This window comes from Embleya sp. NPDC020630 (assembly GCF_044334985.1).
In the GTDB taxonomy this organism is placed as follows: domain Bacteria; phylum Actinomycetota; class Actinomycetes; order Streptomycetales; family Streptomycetaceae; genus Embleya.
The window spans coordinates 17,267-37,250 of sequence record NZ_JBIRUB010000022.1; the positions used below are offsets into that span (position 1 = coordinate 17,267).

16 protein-coding genes are annotated in these 19,984 nt (G+C 72.3%); 8 read left to right on the forward strand and 8 right to left on the reverse strand.

The genetic code is table 11. The features are described 5' to 3' along the window. The first annotated feature begins 70 nt into the window (after positions 1-70). Positions 71-1,333: a TerD family protein gene (locus ACH4XV_RS40695; RefSeq protein ID WP_395798346.1), complete on the forward strand. Its 1,263-nt coding sequence runs from the start codon at positions 71-73 to the stop codon at positions 1,331-1,333. An 88-nt stretch (positions 1,334-1,421) separates the two neighbouring features. Here the strand turns inward: ACH4XV_RS40695 and ACH4XV_RS40700 are convergent, their stop codons facing one another. Together ACH4XV_RS40700 and ACH4XV_RS40705 are read right to left on the reverse strand one after the other, a co-directional pair. Next, positions 1,422-2,132, reverse strand: coding sequence for a L,D-transpeptidase (locus ACH4XV_RS40700; RefSeq protein WP_395798348.1), 711 nt, complete (start codon positions 2,130-2,132; stop codon positions 1,422-1,424). A gap of 93 nt (positions 2,133-2,225) precedes the next feature. Further along, positions 2,226-2,906: an HAD-IA family hydrolase gene (locus ACH4XV_RS40705; protein ID WP_395798350.1), complete on the reverse strand. Its 681-nt coding sequence runs from the start codon at positions 2,904-2,906 to the stop codon at positions 2,226-2,228. A gap of 636 nt (positions 2,907-3,542) precedes the next feature. Here ACH4XV_RS40705 and ACH4XV_RS40710 point away from each other — a divergent pair. Then, positions 3,543-4,316: a phosphotransferase gene (locus ACH4XV_RS40710; protein ID WP_395798352.1), complete on the forward strand. Its 774-nt coding sequence runs from the start codon at positions 3,543-3,545 to the stop codon at positions 4,314-4,316. Positions 4,317-4,333: 17 nt separating this feature from the next. Here ACH4XV_RS40710 and ACH4XV_RS40715 read toward each other — a convergent pair whose 3' ends face one another. Further along, a complete protein-coding gene (locus ACH4XV_RS40715) occupies positions 4,334-4,522 on the reverse strand; it encodes a hypothetical protein (protein ID WP_395798354.1) in 189 nt (62 codons plus the stop codon). Between the two features lie 457 nt (positions 4,523-4,979). Between ACH4XV_RS40715 and ACH4XV_RS40720 the strand changes: the two genes are divergently transcribed. Further along, positions 4,980-5,714 (forward strand): Ig-like domain-containing protein, encoded by a 735-nt coding sequence (locus ACH4XV_RS40720; protein WP_395798356.1) that lies wholly within the window; start codon positions 4,980-4,982, stop codon positions 5,712-5,714. Here the strand turns inward: ACH4XV_RS40720 and ACH4XV_RS40725 are convergent. Beyond that, positions 5,681-5,875 carry a DUF5708 family protein gene (locus ACH4XV_RS40725; protein WP_395798358.1) on the reverse strand — a complete coding sequence of 65 codons (195 nt, stop codon included), beginning with the start codon at positions 5,873-5,875 and terminating at the stop codon, positions 5,681-5,683. The two genes, ACH4XV_RS40720 and ACH4XV_RS40725, sit on opposite strands and share 34 nt — an antisense overlap. Positions 5,876-6,161: 286 nt before the next feature. On the opposite strand from ACH4XV_RS40725, the gene ACH4XV_RS40730 reads away from it, so the two are divergent. Next, the gene (locus ACH4XV_RS40730) at positions 6,162-6,989 is read left to right on the forward strand and encodes an ABC transporter ATP-binding protein (protein WP_395798360.1); all 828 of its coding nucleotides are present in this window, start codon (positions 6,162-6,164) and stop codon (positions 6,987-6,989) included. Then, entirely contained in the window at positions 6,989-9,535 is a 2,547-nt protein-coding gene (locus ACH4XV_RS40735; RefSeq protein WP_395798362.1) for an FtsX-like permease family protein, read from the forward strand. The genes ACH4XV_RS40730 and ACH4XV_RS40735 overlap by 1 nt, the downstream gene beginning before the upstream one ends. 19 nt (positions 9,536-9,554) lie before the next feature. On the opposite strand, the gene ACH4XV_RS40740 is transcribed toward ACH4XV_RS40735, so the two are convergent. Continuing rightward, positions 9,555-10,190, reverse strand: a complete 636-nt coding sequence (locus tag ACH4XV_RS40740) for a TetR/AcrR family transcriptional regulator (RefSeq protein WP_395798364.1) — start codon at positions 10,188-10,190, stop codon at positions 9,555-9,557. 480 nt (positions 10,191-10,670) lie between these two features. Between ACH4XV_RS40740 and ACH4XV_RS40745 the strand changes: the two genes are divergently transcribed. Together ACH4XV_RS40745 and ACH4XV_RS40750 are read left to right on the forward strand one after the other, a co-directional pair. Beyond that, positions 10,671-13,244, forward strand: a complete 2,574-nt coding sequence (locus ACH4XV_RS40745) for an SdrD B-like domain-containing protein (protein ID WP_395798366.1) — start codon at positions 10,671-10,673, stop codon at positions 13,242-13,244. 194 nt (positions 13,245-13,438) lie between these two features. Continuing rightward, the gene (locus ACH4XV_RS40750; protein ID WP_395798368.1) at positions 13,439-14,239 is read left to right on the forward strand and encodes a hypothetical protein; all 801 of its coding nucleotides are present in this window, start codon (positions 13,439-13,441) and stop codon (positions 14,237-14,239) included. A gap of 28 nt (positions 14,240-14,267) precedes the next feature. Here the strand turns inward: ACH4XV_RS40750 and ACH4XV_RS40755 are convergent, their stop codons facing one another. Next, positions 14,268-15,575: a right-handed parallel beta-helix repeat-containing protein gene (locus ACH4XV_RS40755; protein ID WP_395798370.1), complete on the reverse strand. Its 1,308-nt coding sequence runs from the start codon at positions 15,573-15,575 to the stop codon at positions 14,268-14,270. A 118-nt stretch (positions 15,576-15,693) separates the two neighbouring features. On the opposite strand from ACH4XV_RS40755, the gene ACH4XV_RS40760 reads away from it, so the two are divergent. Then, on the forward strand, positions 15,694-16,890 hold the full coding sequence (locus ACH4XV_RS40760) for a Dyp-type peroxidase (protein WP_395798372.1): 1,197 nt from the start codon (positions 15,694-15,696) through the stop codon (positions 16,888-16,890). 95 nt (positions 16,891-16,985) lie between these two features. On the opposite strand, the gene ACH4XV_RS40765 is transcribed toward ACH4XV_RS40760, so the two are convergent. After that, positions 16,986-19,451 carry a DUF4132 domain-containing protein gene (locus ACH4XV_RS40765; protein ID WP_395798374.1) on the reverse strand — a complete coding sequence of 822 codons (2,466 nt, stop codon included), beginning with the start codon at positions 19,449-19,451 and terminating at the stop codon, positions 16,986-16,988. A gap of 20 nt (positions 19,452-19,471) precedes the next feature. Beyond that, on the reverse strand, positions 19,472-19,921 hold the full coding sequence (locus ACH4XV_RS40770; RefSeq protein WP_395798376.1) for a hypothetical protein: 450 nt from the start codon (positions 19,919-19,921) through the stop codon (positions 19,472-19,474). Between the last annotated feature and the right edge of the window lie 63 nt (positions 19,922-19,984).

Below are 19,984 nucleotides of genomic sequence, written 5' to 3' on the forward strand. Positions count from 1 at the left end.
GTCGGCGGGAGGGTCGTTCCCCTGGACAACGGCGCGATACGGCGTCTTTGTCCAACCGGGAGGGCCCTCCATGTCCGACGTCACGCTGCCCACCGGCGCCAACGCGCCGCTGACCGGCGACCGCGCCGAGGTCTCGATCGGGTGGGCCTCGGCCGACGTCGTGGACGTGTCCGCCGTGCTGCTGACCGACGCGCACAAGGTGCGTACCGACGAGGACCTGGTGTTCTTCAACAATCCCGTCGGCGGCGACGGCGCGGTGCGCACCACGGCGGGACCTTCGGGAACCACGCACGTCGCGGTGGAACTCGCCAAGCTGCCGGCCGAGGTCACCAAGGTGGTGGTCGTGGTGAGCGCGGACGCGGACCGGCCCGGGGCCACCCTCGGCCAGGTGCCCGGCCTGAGCGCGCTCACCACATCCGGCGACGCGCGGATCACCTACCCGGCCGGCGCGTTCGAGGGCGGCGAGACGGTCGCGGTGCTGGTCGAGCTGTACCGGCGCGGCGACGCGTGGAAGGTGCGCGCGGTGGGCCAGGGCTACGCGAGCGGACTGGCAGGGCTCGCCACGGACTTCGGCATCTCGGTGGAAGACGAACCGGAGCCGACTCCCGCGCCCGCCGCGCCGGTACACGCCATGGTCAAGGAGCCCGCCGCCGCGCCCGCGCCGGCCGCGCCCGCGCCGATCTCGATGGCCAAGGAGCCGCTGGGCCGGGTCGACCTGGCCAAGGGCGGCCGGGCGACGATCAGCATGGACAAGGACGACCGCTCGATCACCGTCACCGCGTCCCTGGTCTGGGACGGCGGCAACGACGCCCGCCGCAAGTCCGGCGCCGACTTGGACCTGTACGCGCTCTACGTGCCCCGGTCGAAGCTGGGCGCGCTGAACAAGGGCGACAGCGACGGGGTGATCTACTACCGCGACCTGGGCAGCCTGAAATCCGCGCCCTACATCAAGCTCGACGGCGACTCGCGCGTACCCGGCCGTGAGACGGTCCGGATCACCCGGCCCGACCAGCAGGGCTATGTGCTGATCTGCGCGTACAGCGCGGTCGAGAACGGCTTCGGCAGCTTCAAGTCGTACGGCGCGCACGCCGAGGTCACCGACGGCCAGGGCTCGACGGTGAACGTGCCGTTGTTCAACAACAAGCGGGCGGTGTTCTGGGTGGCGATCGCGCTGGTCGACTTCACCGACCCCGAGGGCGTCTCGATCCAGCACGTGGAGAAGTACTCGAAGCTGATGCAGGAGCGGCGCCCGATGCTCTATCCGGACGGCACGTTCGAGATGGGCGCGGGTCCGGCGGAGTTCAAGACGGTGCGCGCCCCGCGCGAGCGCTGAGCACCGGCCCTGCGGGGTCCCCGGGGCCGGGACCGCTCGGTCGTGCCGGCCGAGCGGTCCCGAACGCCGGGGTGAGTGGATCCGCGGCCTACTTGGCCGAGCGATAGACGATCACCTTGTCGCCGACCCGGGTCTCGTCGAAGAGCCGCTGCACCAGGCCCTTGTCCCGGACGTTGACGCAGCCGTGCGAGGCGCCGTTGTAGCCGTTGGCGGCGAAGTCGGCCGAGTAGTGCACGGCCTGGCCGCCGGAGAAGAACATCGCGAACGGCATCGGCGTGTGGTAGATCGTCGAGACGTGGTCGCGGCTCTTGAAGTTGATGCTGAACGCGCCCTCGCGGGTCGGCGTCTCGGCCGAGCCGAAGCGCACGGCGGTCGAATACTGCACCTTGCCGTCGATCACCCAGGCGAGCCGGTCGGTGCGCTTGTCGATGCAGATCGCCCGACCGGTCAGGCACCGCTCGTCCAGCCCGGCCTGCGCGGCCGGCGGCTTGGGCGTGGTCGTCGGCGGCTTGCTCGTGGTCGGCGGCTTGGTGGTCGGCGGCTTGCTCGTGGCCGGCTTCGCGGACGTCGCGGAAGCCGTCGGCGACGCGCTGGTCGGGGCGCTGCTGCTCGGCGCGGCCGACGTGGCGGGGGGCGTACTCTCCGCACTCGGCGTGACGGGTGCGGACGAGACTGTGGTGGGCAGGTTCGACTGCGTGCCCGCCTTGGCCGTCGAATCACTCGACGAGCCGGAGTTGCAGGCCGACAGGGCCAGGACCGCGGTCACGGCGACCGCGAGGGATATACGTGTCTTCTTCATCGAGTGGTGGCCTCTCCCGACCCAAACCAAAATGTGGTGTTCCCCGAGTCGTGCACCCTTGTAGACGCCCATGGGGCCCGAGAGGTTGCGTCCCTAGTTTGACCCATTCGGGTGGATGTTAAGCCGGACGTGTTCGGCCGTGACCTGTTCGGGATCGATCGATCGCAGATCCGTGGCCCAGGCGTCGAGCGCGGCGCCGCCGGCCCCGTCGGCCAACGCCGCGCCGATGCCCAGGCAGCGCATCCCGGCCGCCTCGGCCGCACGCACACCGCTCTCCGCGTCCTCGACGACCACGCAGCGGTGCGGTGCCACGCCCAGCAGATCGGCCGCGCGCAGATAACCCTCGGGGGCCGGCTTGCCCTCGGTGACGTCCTCCGCCGTGATCATGTACACCGGTTCCGGCAACTCCGCCGCCCGCAGGCGCCCCCGCGCGACCCGGCGCGTGCCGGAGGTGACGATCGCCCAGCGCGCCGAGGGCAGCGCGGCGAGCAGACCGGCCGCGCCGGGGATCGGCACGATGCCGGTGAAGTCGCGTTCCTCGCGTTCGACGATCCACGCGGCCTCGACCTCGGCGTCCAGGGTGGGGGCGACCACGCGCACGAGGTCGATGTCCCGGCGACCGTACGAGGCGGCGACCGCGACGTCGGGATCGACGCCCCGCTCGGCGGCCCAGGCGCGCAGGATGCGTTCGATCAGAGGGTGGGAGTCCACCAGCACACCGTCGAGATCGAACAGGATCGCGTCGCAGTCGAGCGTCGTGCCGTCGTTCGCCATGCGGTCAGGCTGTCAGGCACGGCGACGCGGCGTCGAGGAATTCGCGGGCGGAAGATCGCGATCGTGTGCGCCGTGTGGTCACCCACATAGCGCAGATATCGATGGAAAGTGATCGTCGGCAGGCGCGGGAAAACGGCCTTCGTTGCCTAACCGTCACGTTTGCGCCGTTCGCCACCGGCTAGGGGGCTACTACGGCCCGGACGAGCTCACCCCAGGCGGCACTCATGTACTTGGTCCTAGCTCTGCTTGCACCGATCGTGATGTTCCTGTTGATACCCGGACTCGCCTGGCTCGAGGACCGCCTGCTCGGGCCGCTGACCTCGCCCGCGCCACCGCATCCACCGTCGACCGCACGGCCCGCGATCGAACCGGCCGTCGCCGCGCCGATCCCGCTCCCGCTCCCGGTCCCGGCGCCGCTCGGGCGCCCGGCCGAGCGGCGCCCGAGCGACCCTCACACGGTGCGCTCGGGTCGCGGCCGGCACGCCCGTCGACACGGGTCGGTACTCGGCTACCGCCACCACATCGGGCGCCGACGTCCACCCCGCGCCCCGGCCTTCCGCTGACGTCCCGGTCCACCATCGGCCGGTACATCCCGCCCCGGAGTCGACCCTGACCGAGTCCGCCGCACCGCCGCCGGTGCGCATCGAATCCGTCCCGCCCGAGCTGGGCTCGCCCTTGGACGCCGCCCCGCTGTCCACCCGTTCCGACATCTGGCACGTGCTCGGCAGCGATGCCGAGGCGGTGCTCAAGCTGGCCACTCCGGACGGCACGGCGCCGGCCAATCCGCGCTACTGGGCCCGGGAGATCGAGGCGTACGAAAGCGGTCTCGCGGCCGGCGTCTACGCCGCGCACGGGTTGACCGCGCCCCGGACGCTGCGGGTGGATCGGCGGGGCGACGGGTCGGTGGCGTTGTGGCTGGACTACGTCCGGGGTGTGGCCGGGACCGAGTGGGATCCCGCCCGATGGGCGGACTTCGCCCACCGCCTCGGCGCCGCGCAGGCCGCGACCGGACCGCTCGGGCCGTCCTGGTTGTTCGAACGCCCGTCCCCCGTCGGGCCGCTGGCGACCCGGGTCGCCGAACTCCCGTACCTGCTGTGCCACCTCGACCTGCGGCCGGGCAACCTGATCGCGCGGGACGAGGACATCGTGCTGCTGGACTGGTCGCACGCGGGCTACGGGCTGCCGGGCGAGGACCTGGCCGGATTGATCCTCGCGCACGTCGCCGAGCCGAGGGTGGCGAAGGCGCTGGACGCCGCGCTGCCCGCCGAGTACGCCCGAGGCGCGGGACTCGCCGAGGCGGACATCCGGGTCGCGATCGCCGCGACGGCGCCGACCAGGTACGGGCCCGGCGCGAACGAGGCGACCCGGCGGCTGTTGCGCGCGTGGACGGAGGACGCGGCGACCCGGTGAGGTCCGGCCCGGTCGCCCTACCGACGCTTCGCGCGGATCGCCCAGACCAGGAGCGCCACGGTCGCCGGCGCCGCGACACCGGCGGGCACCGGCCCCCGCCGCGCCCGCATCGGGGCGGCGAGCCGCGTGTAGCGCAGCGGATCGGGGGTGTGCTCGAAGAGCGGGTCGGGCGCGAGATCCCCGGGGGCTCGGCTCGGGGCGGTCATCGATGCGTGCTCCTCTGCACGGTCCGGGTCGTGCCATGCCGCCGGGCACCGCGACCGGGACCGTCTCCCCGATCCTGCCGGGGGCGCAGTCCCGGCAGGACCGAGGACACGGCCTCGGCGCGCGACGGCCCTGATCCCCGATCGGTGTCTCGGACCCGAGGCTAGAAAGAACCGCCCCGAGAGTCACGAATCATCACCCGGATGCCTCACCCGGCGTGTCCGACCGCCCGGACGTCACGTACCGGCGCGCGGGCGCGGGCTTGTGCTCCTCGGCGTTGTGGCACGTGTGATCGGGTCGGGATCGGGGGGGCGGCTTTCTCGCCACGCGTGCGGGTGAAGGTTCGGGTGGGGGGCGTGCCGCGCGGTGGGGTGGGGCGCTCGGGGGGCCAGGATCGGGGCGGTCGACCCGAGATCGTGCCGGCTTCGGCCGGTGGGATCGCCAGTGCCGGAGGTACCCGTGCCCACCGCGTCCGTGTCCCCCATCCGAGTGCGCCGTGCGGGCGCCGCGGTATTCGCCTGCTGTGTCGTGCTGTTCGGGCCGGCGAGTGCGCGGGCCGACGTGCCCACCGATCGGGTGCGGCCGGTGGCGGATCCACAGGCGGTGGCGGACCCCCGGCCCGGCGCGGAAGCCCGGCCGATCCCGCCGTCCGTGCCGTCGGTGCCGCCCCGGATGCCTGGGCCGCGTGCCTTCGGCGACGTGGTGGGCACTCGCGCCGGGCAGTCGGTGAACGTGGCAGTCCTGGCCGACGACACCGGCGACGGGCTCGTCGTGCTCTCGCACACCAACCCCGAACACGGTCTGGTCTTCCAGGCCGAGGACACGACCGGGATGGACTCCGTGCTGCGCTACACCCCGGGGCCGGGCTTCGTCGGCCGGGACGACTTCCGCTACACGGTGAGCGACCGGTTCGGGCGGCAGGCCACCGCGAACGTGCGGGTCGAGGTGACACCGGCCGCCACCCGGGTACGGGAATCCGCCGCGAGCCGCGTCGTGGACCAAGTCCGCGCGACCCCGGCCGACGCGGCGAGCCGGCCGCGCTCGGCGGGAACCGGGCCGGGCGGCCGGGTGCTGCTCGTCGTGTTCCTGGGCTCGGCCGTGCTCGGCGCCGGTTTCCTGGCCTTGGTCGCGCAGCAGCGTCGGCCGCGCGACCGGGCGGCTCACGTCTTCCGGTCGCCCTGGGCCGATCGGTAGATCCCGTACAGCAGTTCGGCGATCCCGAGGATCAGCAGCACCATGCCGAGCTTCCCGGGTTCGAACACCGGCGGGTGTACATCGTCGGCGAACAGTTTCAGGCCCGCGCCCACCAGGGCGGTGACCAGGCCGGCCACCATCGAGCCGCGTGCCTTGGCCACGGTCCGTCTCCTCCACTCGACCTGCGGATACGCCCACGAGGCTAGGGCCGCGCCCGGCGTCGGCACGCCCTCCCTCGGGACGAAACGGCGTACACACTTCGGCCTAGACACGCGGGACTTCGAGCCGAGGTGTGCGCCGGTCACCCGTCCCGAAGGGCCGATCGTCCGGTAGGGGGTCTACCCCCACCCCGAGTGGCCGGCCGGCCCCATGGGCGGGTGTCGCGGGCGCTTCTAGCGTGGATTCGACGCCGCCCACGGGGAGCGGCCGCACGGCTGGAGGGTCATCGTGGGCGGGCAACCGACACGCGAGCAGGAGTGGGACACGAGCGGAGTCGGGCATGCCGACGCCGGGGAACCGGCGGTTCGGCTCGACGCGGTCCGCAAGGTCTACGGAAAGGGCTCCGCCTCGGTCGCCGCCCTCGATGGGGTCTCGATCGCCTTCCCGCCCGGCTCGTTCACCGCCGTGATGGGGCCGTCCGGCTCGGGCAAGAGCACCTTCCTGCACTGCGCGGCCGGCCTGGACCGGCCGACCTCGGGCGCGGTCACCGTGGCCGGTCGGGATCTCGCCGAGCTGAACGAGAACGCGCTGACCAAGCTGCGTCGGGAACGGATCGGCTTCGTCTTCCAGGCGTTCAACCTGCTGCCCACGCTCACTGTGGAGCAGAACGTCACCCTGCCGCTGCGCTTCGCCGGCAAGCGGGCGGACCGGCGCCACATCACCGAGGTGATCGCGCGGGTCGGCCTCACCGACCGGGCCCGACACCGCCCGCACGAGTTGTCCGGCGGTCAGCAGCAACGGGTCGCCATCGCCCGCGCGTTGGTGGTCCGGCCCGCCGTGCTGTTCGCGGACGAGCCGACCGGCGCGCTGGACACCCGGACCGCGGCCGAGGTGCTCGGGCTGCTCCGGGAATCGGTACACGTCGACGGCCAGACCATCGTCATGGTCACCCACGACCCGGTCGCCGCGTCCTACGCCGACCACGTGGTCTTCCTCGCCGACGGCCGGATCGCCGGCCGGCTGGCCGCGCCGACCGTGGACGCGATCGCTGACCGGATGACCCACCTGGGCGCCTTCGAGGCCGGCCCGGGCCGGTCGTCGGCCGGGGTGCGCTGATGTGGGGCCTCGCGCTGCGCACGCTGCGTTTTCGGGCCGGCAGCTTCGTCGCGACCTTCGTCGCGCTGTGCTTCGGCGCCACCGTGGTGATGGCCTGCGGCGGCCTGCTCGAGACGGGCGTCCGCAACAACGCCCCGCCGCAACGCCTGGAGCGGGCCTCGCTGGCGGTGATCGGCGACCCCACCTACACCGGCCCGCGCAGCGGCGACGGCGACCGGGAGCGGGACTACGCGTTGGGTGAGCGCGTCCCGTTGGACGCGGGCATGGTGGAGCGGGTGCGCGGCGTCACCGGCGTGCAGGCAGTGGTCGGCGAGCGTACCTTCCGTACCGCGCTGATCGGCCCCGACGGCAACCGCAAGGCACAGGGCCACGCGTGGGAGTCCGCCCAGCTGACGCCGTACACCCTGGCCGGGGGCGCCGCGCCGACCGGACCGGACGAGGTGGTCCTGGACACCACGCTCGCGCGCCGTGCGGCGGTCGACGTGGGCGACCGGGTCCAGGTCGCCGCCCACGGCGGGACGCGCGCCTACCGGGTCAGCGGGATCGCCCGGCCCGCCCGCACGGTGCCGCAGGCCACGATGTTCTTCGCCGCGGCCGAGGCGGACCGGCTGTCCGCGCCCACCGGCGCCGTCACGGACATCGCGATCGTGGCCGCGCCGGGCACCGACCTCGGCGCGCTGCGCAAGGCGGTCTCCCGCGCGGTGCACGACGACCGGATCCGGATCCTGGCCGGGGACGATCGCGGCGCGGTCGAACATCCCGAGATCCTGGCGAACAAGTCCGACCTGATCTCGCTGTCCGCGGTGTTCGGCGGTCTGGCCGTCGCGGTCGCGGTGTTCGTGGTGGCCGGCACGATCGGGCTGTCCGTACAGCAGCGGTGGCGCGAGTTCGCGCTGATGCGGGCGATCGGCGCCACCCCGCGCCAGCTGCGCCGGATGTTGCTCGGCGAGACGCTCCTGGTCACCGTGCTCGCGGCCGGTGTCGCCTGGTTCACCGGCCCGGCGGCCGGGCGGGTGCTCTTCGATCGGCTGATCGCCTCGGGCATGGTCGCCGAGACGGTGGAGTTCGAGCAGGGCTGGATCCCGGCGGTGGCCGCGGCGGGCGCGGTGCTGCTGACCGCGCTGGTCGGCGGTTTCGTCGGCGCCCGGCGCGCGGTGACCGCCAAGCCGACCGAGGCGCTGGCCGAATCCGCCTTCCAGCAGCGTTGGTTCAACTGGTTCCGGCTCGTGCTCGCGCTGATCGCGCTGGCCGGCGCCACCGCGTTGGGCCTGGTCACGGTGAACGTCCTGGAGGGTCCGGTGGCCGCGAGCACCGCAGGCCCGGCGGTGATCTGCGCGGCGATCGGCCTGGGCCTGCTCGCCCCCGGGCTGACCAGGCTGCTCACCTGGCTCCTGTACCGCCCGCTGGGCGCGCTGACCGGGCGGTCCGGCCGGATCGCGATGCTCGGCGCGCGGGCCACCTCGATCCGCACGGCCGCGGTGGTCACCCCGATCATGCTGGCGGTCGCGATCAGCACCGGCGAGTTGTACCTCCAGACCACCACGACCGGGCAGGCCGAGCGGGTGTACACGGAAAGCCTGCGGGCCGACGCGGTGGTAACCGCCGCCGCGGGCGGCGTGGACCCGGGCATGGTCGAGCGGGTGCGGGCGATCCCGGGGGTGGCGAGCGCGAGCGCGTACACCGCGAGCGCGGGCTTCGTGGAGAACCCGCGGGTCGCGCCGGACAGCCGGCACGGGGTGCCGATGCAGGGCGTCGACGTGGACGCGGGCCCGGCCACGGTCGGGGTGACGGCCTCCGCCGGCTCGTTGGCCGAACTGCGCGGCGACACGGTGGCGTTGCCGAGGGCGCTGGCCCGGTCGATCCATCGTGGGCTCGGCGACACGATCCGGCTGCGGCTCGGCAACGGCGCCTCGGCGGATGTACGGGTGGTCGCGCTGTTCGAGAGCCGGCCCGGCTACGACACCATGCTGCTGCCGGTGTCCCTGCTCGCGCCGCACACCACGGACGGGCTGCCCGCGCAGATCCTGGTCCGCGCGGCCGAGGGAACCGATCCCGACCGGCTGGTCGCCTCGCTGGGTGCCTGGGCCAAGGAGTACCCGGGGCTGCGGGCGGCCTCGCGCGACGCGCTGCTCGAAACGCACGCCGAGGAGTCGAAGACCCAGGCGTGGATCAACTATCTGATCATCGGCATGCTGACCCTGTACACCGCGTTGTCCCTGGTCAACTCGCTGATCCTGGCCACGCACAACCGCCGCCGCGAGTTTGGGCTGCAACGCCTGAGCGGCGCGACCCGCGGCCAGATCATGCGGATGTCCGCGGTAGAGGCGACGCTGACCACGCTGATCGGGGTGATCCTGGGCACCGCGGCGGCGGCCGCGGCGGTGGTCCCGTTCAGCCTGTCGTTGACCGATTCGTGGTTGCCCATGGGCTCCATCCGGATCTACGCGGCCGTGGTCGGCACGGCGGCGGTGCTGACCTTCGCGGCGACGCTGCTGCCGACCTGGAAGGTGCTGCGGACGAACCCGGTGGCGGTGGCGCAGGGCTGACCGGCCCGATCACGCGCGCTCAGGGGGCCGTCGGGCGGTCGGCGGCCGTCACCAAGGCGGCGAAGGACAACGGGGCGCGGGGCGGTTCGGCGGTTTCGGTCGGATGGGGGCCGAGGCCGTCCAGCGCCACGTCGAGGTGGTGGTGCAGGAGGGTGTCGTCGGCGTCGAGCCGGGCCAGGCCGCCGGGCAGCGGGCGGGAGAGCCGGATCGAGAGCAGGACCAGGTCGCCCATGCCGACGTCCGGGCGCAGCGTGCCCGCCGCGTGGGCGGCGTCGATCAGGGCCTCGACGGCGTGCACGGTGGCGGTCCGTACCCGCACCAACTCCGCGTCCACGACCAGCCCTTCGAGCAGCACCGGGATGACCGCGCCCATCCGCAGGTCGGCGGCGGCGTGGACGAAGCGACGCAGTGCCGCGTACGCGTCGTCGTCGACGCTCGCCGCCTCGTGTGCGGCCGTCTCCAGTCGGCCCAGGAGGTCCCCGGTGAGGTCGCGGACCAGCGACTCCCGGTCGGGGTAGCGCCGGTAGAGCGTGGCGGGGCCGACGCCGGCGCGGCGCACGATCAGGTCCAGCGGCGCGTCCGGTCCACGCTCCAGGAAGACGTCGCGCGCCGCGTCGAGGATCCGTCGTCTGCTGCGTGCCGCGTCCGCCCGCATGGCGCACCGTCCTCGACTGTCGAGAGCTAATCGGAGACTTTGTCTCCGTCTATGCTACCGGTTTGAAACGGGAGAGCGGCAGCCGGACCGGGCCCGCGGATCCCATGCGATTCCGGATTAGCCATTGCCGTCCGAATCGGATTCGTTTGGGCGCGCCACGCCGCGGCGACGGCGAAAAAATGGGTTCAACGTCAACTTCCCCTTGCCGTCATGTACTTGCCGAATCCCCTTTAGGCTTCGGCCAACAAACTGGGTCACGACCGATCCGTGGGGGGATCGCCCGTCGGGCCCTTTGAGATGATGAGAGTAGGTATGACACCTTCAAGTGAACGGACGCACGGCGCCGCGCAGGGAGGGCGCCGACTGCGATCGGCGTTACGCGCGCCCCGCTCCATAGGGGGCCTCGCGGCACTCGCCGTCGGATTCGGCGGTTTGGCACTGGCGGCGTCGCCGGCGTATCCGGCGACGGAGGACGGCTCCGTGACCGTCCGCGTCGTGCGGGCCGTGGACACCACCGGGGTATGGAGCCCCGCCCTGGAACCGGGCATGGGCGGCGTGACGGTGACGCTCACCAACGACGACGGCGCCAAGGTCACCGGGGTGACGACCGCGGACGGCACGGTCAAACTGGCGCCCGGTACGGCTCGGACGCCTTCGGGCAAGTATCGGATTCAGGTGGTGAATCCGAAGCCGGGTGTGCTGTTCCCGGCGTTCGCGTCGCGGAAGGGCTTGGGCGGCGGACCGAGCGAGCTGAGCAGCAACGAGGAGTTCGTCGACCTCGGCAACGGCAAGGATGTGGCGTACACGACGGGGCTGTGGAGCCCCGGCGACTACTGCCAAAAGAACGCGCCGCTGGCCACCGCTTGCCAGCCCGCGACGAACGAACCGACGTCCGCGCGGACGTTGGTGACGTTCCCGTACAACGCGCGCGGCACGAACACCAACGTGACGGACCTGTCCACCAACGCCGCGACGGGCAACCTGTACGGCATCGGTTGGAGCAAGCCCGGCAAGCGGCTGTTCAGTTCGGCGCTGGCCAAGCGCGACACGGTGTACGGCCCCGGCGGCGCCGGCGGCATCTACGTCACCGACGTCGCCACGAAGAAGACGTCGCTGTTCACCACCGTCCCGGACGCCGGCACCTCGGCGCACGGCGTGGGCACCAGCGACAACGCCTTCCTCGCCGCACCCGGCAAGGAGGGCCTGGGCGACCTGGAGGTTTCCGACGACGGCCGCGACCTGTTCGTGGTCAACCTCGAAAACCGCAAGCTGTACCGCTACGACGCCACTGCGGCGACCGCGACGGCGCCGGCGGCCTCGTACGCCATCCCGGACCCGGGCTGTCCCGCGCCGGGCGACTGGCGGCCGTTCGGTCTGGGACTGCAGGACGGCGTCGGATACGTCGGCGGCGTCTGCTCGGGCGAGTCGACCGGGAAGCTCTCGGACGTGCGCGCCGTGGTCCTGGCCTTCGACCCGGCGACGGGCGCCTTCGGCAAGCAGGTGCTGAACCAGCCGCTGGACTACCCGCGCAAGGCCACGCTCGGCGGGACCTGCCCGGGGGCCGCCTGGTTCCCGTGGACGGACACGTTCCCGGCGCAGCAGAACGGGCAGACGTGCGCCGGCGCCATGGCCAACCCCGAACCCGAGTTGGCCGACATCGCGTTCGAGACCGACGGCTCGATGCTGCTGGCCTTCCGGGACCGGTTCACCGACCGGACGACGGCGTACGCCCGGCCCGGAGAGCCGACGACCACCATCGCGATGGTGGCCGGCGGCGACCTGAACAAGGCGTGCCTGTCCGAGGGCAAGTACGTCATGGACACGAACCTCGGCTGTGGCAAGACGCCGCGGGGCACCAGGTTCTTCGACGTGAACACCATGGGCGGCGGCCACCCGAACGCCGCCTACGCCGGCCTCGCGCTGTCGAAGGTGGAGGAGTTCGTCGCGACCGCCGGTGTCGACCCCATCGACACGCCGTGGAGCGCCGGCACGATGTTCACCAAGCGCGACGGGACGCGGCAGCCCGCCGCGGGCCTGCGCTTGAACACCGAGGGCAACGCCTCCTTCGGCAAGGGCGCCTCGATGGGCGACCTGGAAGTGCTCTGTGACCAGGCACCGCTCCAGATCGGCAACCGGGTCTGGTACGACCCGGAGCGCAAGGGTGTCCAGGGCCCGAGCCAGCGTCCGGTCCCCGGTGCCACCGTCAACCTCTACGACGAGTCCGGCAAGGTGGTCGGGACGACGAAGACGTCGGCGCGTGGTGAGTACTACTTCGACGACTCCAACGTGACCGGTGGTCTGAAGCCGAAGACCAAGTACACGATCCGGCTCGACAACCCGGCCGACTACGCGCCGAACGGGCCGCTGTACCAGTGGGTGCCGACCGACGAGGGTGTCGGCGACAACCGCTTCGTGGACTCCAAGGGCAAGGTCCCGACCGGCGGGCGTTATCCGGAACGGGCGTTGACCACCGGCGGACCGGGCGAGAACGACCACACGTACGACTTCGGATTCCGCCAACAGGAGGGCGCGGTGCGCCTGGTCAAACACGACCAGGACGGCAAGGCGCTGGCCGGGGCGAAGTTCGAGTTGTGGCGGGAGACGAACGGGACCGAGGGCTTGCAGTCCGACGGAACGACTCCCGATACGAAGGTCGGTGAGCCCTGTACGACCGGGACGGACGGCATCTGCAAGCGCGACGTGCTGCCCGGTACGTACTTCTGGAAGGAGATCAGCCCTCCCGAGGGCTATGCCCCTCCGGAGAAGCCGGTGCTCGGCCCGCTCGTGCTGAACGCGCAGAACCTGGACGCCGGAGTCGAGGTGACGGCGGTCAACAAGCTGCTGCCACCGACCACGCCTCCGCCGACGACAAGCGCGCCGACGACATCCGCTCCGTCCACGTCGGGCGGAAACCACGGTGGTTCGTCGGGGCCGCTGGCTCGGACGGGTCTGGGCGGGAACCTGCCGCTGGTCTTCGGCGTCTCGGCGGCGATGATCGCGCTGGGTGGCGGGGCGCTGGTGTTGTTCCGTAGGCGCGGAGTGCGGCAGCAGTAACTCCTTGGTCGGCGGGCGGGGTTCGATACCGCGCGCCGATCGCCCGGCGGGCGGGCGGTGGCTGACGGCCGCCTGCCGCCGGCGACTGCCGGCTGCCGGCGGCCGGCGGCCGAAAGAGATGGAGCGGGCGGGTTCGCGGGCCGATGGTCCGCGGGCCCGCCCGTGTGTTGATCGACGTGAGAGAAGGCATCCGCATGGCCCGGAAGAAGACCGGCGACCGCGCGCCGCGTCGGCGGCGGCTCTGGATCACGGCCCTGGTGGCGGTCGCGCTGTGCGGAAGCACGGCCGGCGGGCTGGCCGTACACCGGGCGCTCTCCGACGACGGCGCCCCGGACCGGGCGGTGACCATCGACGAGGCGGGCCGCCTGGCGCTGTCGCGGCTGACGTTGTACCAGGCCAGTCCGGTCGCGGTGACGCTCACCGCCGCCGAAGGGGGCGGCGTCACGATCCGGGTCGAGGCGGTCGTGGACTACCGCAACCACCGGGCCGTGGGCGGCTATCAGGTCACCGGAGCCGCCGGCTCACTCGATCGGGGCCTGATCGTGTGGGACGGCGCCGGGCTGGGACTGGCGCCGGTACCGGCGGGCGTCGACGGCCCGCCGTGGCAGCAGGCCGAGCACATCCCCCGTTCCGGCTGGTCGTCGCGCGCCTTCACCGCGGACCCGCTGGACTCCGGTCTGCGGCTGCTGATCCAACTCGGCGCGGACCGGCCCGACAACCCGATGCTGCTCGCCCAGTCGGGGGCACGCCGGCTGGGCCGCGACCGCATCCAGGGCAGGACCTACGACAGGTTCTCCGGTCCGCGCGCCCAGGACGCCGCGCGCGGCGGGGCGTCCGCCGGCGAGGTGTCGCCGCTGACCTACTGGGTCGACGGTGACGGCGGCCTGCGCCGGGTAACGATGCGCATGCCGGGTCTGGGCACCCCGACGACCGTCGAGATCGGCGGGCGCGACGACAGGGTACGCATGCCCGAGGCGCCGTGGATCGCGGGCTGACCCCGCCGCGTCGACGGCGGCGGGGCGCTCAGCGCGGTTGCGGCATCGCGGCGACGTCGGTCGGCAGGGCGTAGCGCTCGGGATCGACCACCCCGGGCAGGTCCGTCGCCGGCCGGCCGGGCACTGTCGGATCGGGCATCGAGGGCTGCGCGGGCGGGGCGGGTACGGCGTGGAACGCGAGGCCGGGCGGCGGTTGCACGGCGACGGCCCGACCCGCCGGGACGGCCCGGCGCGGGGTGACGTGGCACCCGGCGAGGTCCTCCAGGCCGCTCGGGCTCTGTGTCGCGGGCGAGTTGCCGGTGAAGCAGTTGCCGGGGTCGGCCGAGGCCGTCACCAGGTCGGCGCCGTTGTCCGTGACACGGTTGCCCTCGACGCGGTTGCCGACGGCCGGATGCCCCGCCGGGTCGGTGACCAGGACCCCGGCCGAGCGGTTGCCCCGGATGAGGTTGCGCGCGACGCGGTTCTCTTGGCCGCCCCCGATCCCGATGCCGATCCCGAAGCCTCCGTCGGCCTGTTCGGGCGTGTCCGAGGCGTTGTTGTCGGTGATCACGTTGCCGGCGATCACCGCGCCGTGCTGCGGCGCGAGCGCCTCCAGGTCGTTGGAGTTCACCGTGACTCCGACACGGTTGCCGACGACCCGATTGCCGAGCACCGACAGGCCCTCCGAGGCGTTGGTGATCTCGACGCCGACCGCGTTGCGCTCCACCGTGTTGCCGCGTACCAGCGTGTCGCACGGTTTGCACTGGCCGACGTAGATGCCGGAATCGGCCTGCCCGGACGCGTAGGAGTCCTCGATGACACCACCACGCGCGTCGAAGGCGTAGATGCCGTAGAGCCCGTTGTTGTACGCCGTCACGTGGCCGGCCCGGAAACCCTGGAGCATCGGGAATCGGGCGGTGTCCAGCGGGTTGTACGCCGAGCCGCCGGCGCCCCGCCCCTGCAGTCGCTCGTCGGTGACACCGGTGAACAGGACGCCGTTGGCGAGGTAGCCGCGGACGGTGAGGTTCTCCACCACCGAACCCGCGCCGGTGACGGTGATGCCGTTGGCGAGCCGCACACCGCCGTCGAAGACCACGGCGTTGCGATCCGTACCGCGCAACACCAGGCGCGGCACGGCGACCCGCACACTCTCCCGGTACACGCCGGGGCCGACCAGCACCGTGTCGCCCGCACGCGCGACGTCCACCGCCTTCTGCACCGTGCGGAAGTCCTGCGGCACCCGCAGCACGTTCCCGGCGGGATGTTTCCCGGCGGACGGTTCGGCGTCGGTCGACGACGAGCAGGCCGCGACCGTCGGGGCGAGACAGACGAGCGCCAGCGACAGGTGGCGCAACATCGTCGTCCGCGTCCGCGTCCGCGTCCGAAGGACGACAGGTCGGGACGTCCATGAACGTAACGAGCGTTGCGGAGGCAGGAGTTGCATGACAGGTGTTCTATCGTCTGCAATGTCGCCCATGCATACCGACCCGGAAAATCGACAGGAGCAGGCGCGACCTGCCGCATCCGGTTTGGGACGCAGAGCCCTGCTCGCGACCGGAGCGGCACTGGCCGCGGCGGTCGGCGCGGCGGCGGAACCGAAGGCGAGCCGACCACAGCGCCGCGACACCGCGTCCGGCGCCCCGCCGGCGGCCGCGATCCCCTTCCACGGCCTGCGCCAAGCCGGTGTGACGGGGCCTCAGTTACCCACCACCCACATACTGTCCTTCGACGTGCCGCCGACGACCGCCGGCGCGGACCGCGAGACGCTGCGCAACATCCTCACCGCACTGACCCACACCCTGTCCGGCGCGGCGGCCGGCACACTGCCCGACCCGCGCCTGCACACCGGAGAGCCGACCCGCCTCGCCTGCGTCGTCGGCGTCGGCCCCACCCTCGCGACCCGCCTGGCCCTGAACGTGCCCGCCGAACTGGCCGACCTGCCCGCCTTCCCCGGCGACCGCTTGGACCCGGCCCGCAGCAACGGCGACATAATCCTCCAACTCTGCGCCGCCGACCGCTGGACGCTCACCATCGTCGCCGAACTGGCCACCGCCGCCGCGCAGTCCGCCGGCGCCGTCCCCCGCTGGACCCAATCCGGCTTCCTGCCCCACACCCCACCGGGCATCACGCCGCGCAACCTCTTCGGCCTCAAGGACGGCACCGCCAACCCCGACGACCCGACCGCCGGCCGCTGGGTCTGGGGCCCACCGGGATCCCACGAACACGCAACCACCCTGGTGTTCCGCAAAATCCACATGGACGTAGCCGGCTTCGCGGCCATCCACCAAGACCACCAAAGCAAGATGATCGGCCGCCGAGCCGCCGACGGCGTCCCCCTGACCGGCACCACCGAACACGACGACCCGGACATCTACGCCAAGCACCCGGACGGCTCCTACGTCATCCCGGTCACGGCCCACGTCCGCCTCACCAGCCCCCGCCTCGACGCCGGCGCCCGCATGCTCCGCCGCAGCTACAACTACGACGACGCCCCCACCGACAGGGGCCTCCTGTTCTGCGCCTACATGCGCGACCCAGGCCTATTCACCCGAGTCCAATCCCGCTTGGCAGCCCGAGACGCGTTGAACCCCTTCCTCGAACACCGCTCCTCAGCAGTCGCCTACATCCTCCCGGGCACCCCACCAGGCGAACCCCTCGGCAACCGCCTCTGACCCCGAGAAAAAACAACAAGGCCCAGGTCAGAAACCTACTGACCTGGGCCTTTGGGGAGCCGCCCAAGGGAGTCGAACCCTTGACCTACGAGCTCTCACTCGAACTGTCGCGTGATGGTCGGATCGGTGATGAGGTCGTCCCGCGCCAGGAGCATCGCCTTGCTCAGGATGATCGACAGGGTTCTGTCTCCTTCGTATGGCAGGTACGTGCCGGCCGGGACGGTCTTCGCGTCGGCCTTCGGAACGATGCACAGGTAGCGGTCGTTCGGGCTCATCAGCACGTTCCCCGACCCGAGGTGGATGGCATAGCCGCGCAGGGTGCCGGTGACGCGGAGGTACCTGCCGTCGAGTTCGCACCGGGCGCCGATCGCGAGCCTGGGCAGCAGTCGGGCGAGCAGGTCTCGCCGCGCCAATGCGCCGGCGGTGAGTTCACCCAGGTTGTACGTCGTCCAGTAGTCGCGGTGGCGGCCCCGTGGCCCGCCGTCCGCCCAGGTCGGGTCGTTGCCGATGCCGGCCACTCCGACGAACAGGTCGGCGTCGCGCATCACTTCGCTGAACACCATCGGCGGCACGTCGGTCAGCGGCAGCGGCGGCACCTCGCCGGTTCCGTGGCCGCGGTCCTGCTCGTAGCCGCCCGAGTCCGCGTGCGCACCGTTGGCCGGTGCGTCGATCGGATAGAACCGCACCTGGTCGGTGCCGAGGTGTAGATAGCTGAGATGGCTGCCCGAGCCGGTCGTGTCGTCGCCGTGGCCGGCGACCCAGAATTCGGCGCGCAGGCCCCACTCGGGCAGGTTCCGCGTGGCGGGCGGAAATACGGCGTCGACGGGCAGCCGCAACGTGTCCGCCCAGCCTCGGACGGCCGCGAGTGCGTGGAACCGGTGCTGATGCAGCACGTGCCCGGCGTACCGGTTGGAGTACGTGCCGGTGGCCTCCTCGGCGACCGTGATCGGGTAGATCTCGCGGTGCGCCTGGCGGAACGGCTGGGTGACGAGATGCCGCTCGAGCCAGTTCCGGCCGGCCGCGACCTCCTCGGCCGGGCTGTCGATCGGGTGCCAGAGCTCGACCCGCGCATCCGGGGCGGGGGAGGCCGGCGCGTCATCCAGCGTACGCAGTTCCCCGTCGGCGAACCCGTGGATCCGCCCGTCGACGGTCCACAGCAGGCGGCGCGCGAGGGTGCCAACCAGGGGGTGGTCCAGGAAGCGTTCGCGCCATGCGTCGAAGCGCCAGGTGCGCCGGGCGAGGAACAGGCGGTCCAGGCGCTCGGACTGCGCGGTGAGCATCTTGGCGACGTCCTTCGCGGACGCCTTGAACTCGGCGACTGCCTCGGCGTGTTCGCGGCGCACCTCGGGCGGCGGCGACTTGACGACCTTCCCCGCGGCGTTGCGCCAGGTGAGGGTCACCGTGGTGCCGGACACCGCGAGTTCCGCGGTGGCATCGCCGAACCGCTCGACGCGTCGGCCGACTGCGACGAGGCCGTAGGCGGGTATCGCCATCTCCTCCACCTCGGCTCGGCTGACGCCGAGCGCCGAGGCGCGGGCGTCGAGGGCCGCCTCGACCTGCTTCAGGGTGCCGCGGTACGTCAACCGGGAGGCGAGTCGGGCAAGTTGCGCGACAGACGCCTCGCCGCCGAGCCGGGACAGCGCGTACACCGCCGCGTTGGCAACCTTCGGACACACCGGGCCGATCCCCGGCACCTTGCGCAGCGCGGTCTCGGCGAGGCGGCCCAACGCCCGGGCGGCCTCCGGTGATTCCGGGGTGAACGCCAACAGCCAGGCGATACCGTGCAGGGCCTGCGCGTTGTATGGATCGTACTGCCCGCGGTCCCAACCCTCGTCCAGCGCGAAGGTACGCGGGCGCCCCACCAGCGCGAGCCACCGCACCATGACCGCGGCGGCCGCCTCGGCACCGATCTCGCCGAGGATGTCGCGGCCCGCGCGCTCCCACTGCCGGTTCGGCTTGGCCGACTTCGCGGTCCGGGCGTGGACGAGCAGCCGCTCCCAGGCCGCGCCGCCGGCCTCGGCGTCGGCGATGGCCTGGTCGGCCCACGCCTCGCCTGGGCTGAGCAGGGGGCGTTCCGTGCGGGCGAGCAGGGCACGGAGCCGATCCCCTCGCAGGAACGACAGAGTGTCCATGCGCCGGAGCAGGGCGACGACGTGGCCCGACACGGGGAGCCCGTGTGTGAACGACACCTCGACGGCCTGGAAGACCTGGTTGCCGTGGGGGAACGTCCACGTGCGCTCGGCCCGGGCCAGGACATCGCCGACGAGCGCGAGGGGCGCTTCCAGCTTGAACAAGCAGGCCAGGAACAACGTCAGATCCGAGACCAGAATGCGCCCGTGACCCTCCGGAGCGGCACCGATTACGGCGACCAGGGCTTCGACGAGACGACTGCGGTCGGCCTCGGGAAGCCCGTCGCGGAGCGCGTCGACGATGTCGGTGGGGCCATACGTCCAGTCGCCCCAGTCGAGCTGTGCGGTCAGGGCCACGAGGTGGGCGGCAAGGCGGTCGATGTCACCGGACGCGATGTACGCGCGGACTTCGTCCGTGCGCTCCGGTCCCATCGTGCGTGTCGGTCCCCGCATCAGCCACCGACCAGGGCTATCAGCCGCAGGAATACGATCTCCGTGTCGCCGGCCAATGTGACCGGTTCGTCGAGGTCCTCGACCTGCCGGTCGCCGACCAGGACGACGAAGCCGTTGCGTTCGAACGCCTCGATGGCGAGGGCGTACTGCCGTTCGGGTTCCCGGAACCGGGCGGACTTCGGGCCTCGATCCGCGTGCGCCTCGCCGGACGCGGGCCGGAACACGTCCTCGAACACGGTCGCGGTTTTCGTGCTGCTTTCAGCTTTTCCGCTGCCTGCCCTGCCCGTGCCGTCGGAGTCGAAGGCATCGACCTCGAACCGGGCGGCCTCCTGGAACACACGGCGCCGAATGATCTCGCGGAGCGTCGGGCAATCCTCCTCGAAGGAAAGCTCGCCCACCCCGACCCGCGCGCCTGCGGTGGTCTCGTCCACCAACGCTACCGTCCTCATGCCGGGGAGCATAGGACCCGACTCCGACGTCACCGGGCACCGCGATCAAGTGCCCGATCGACC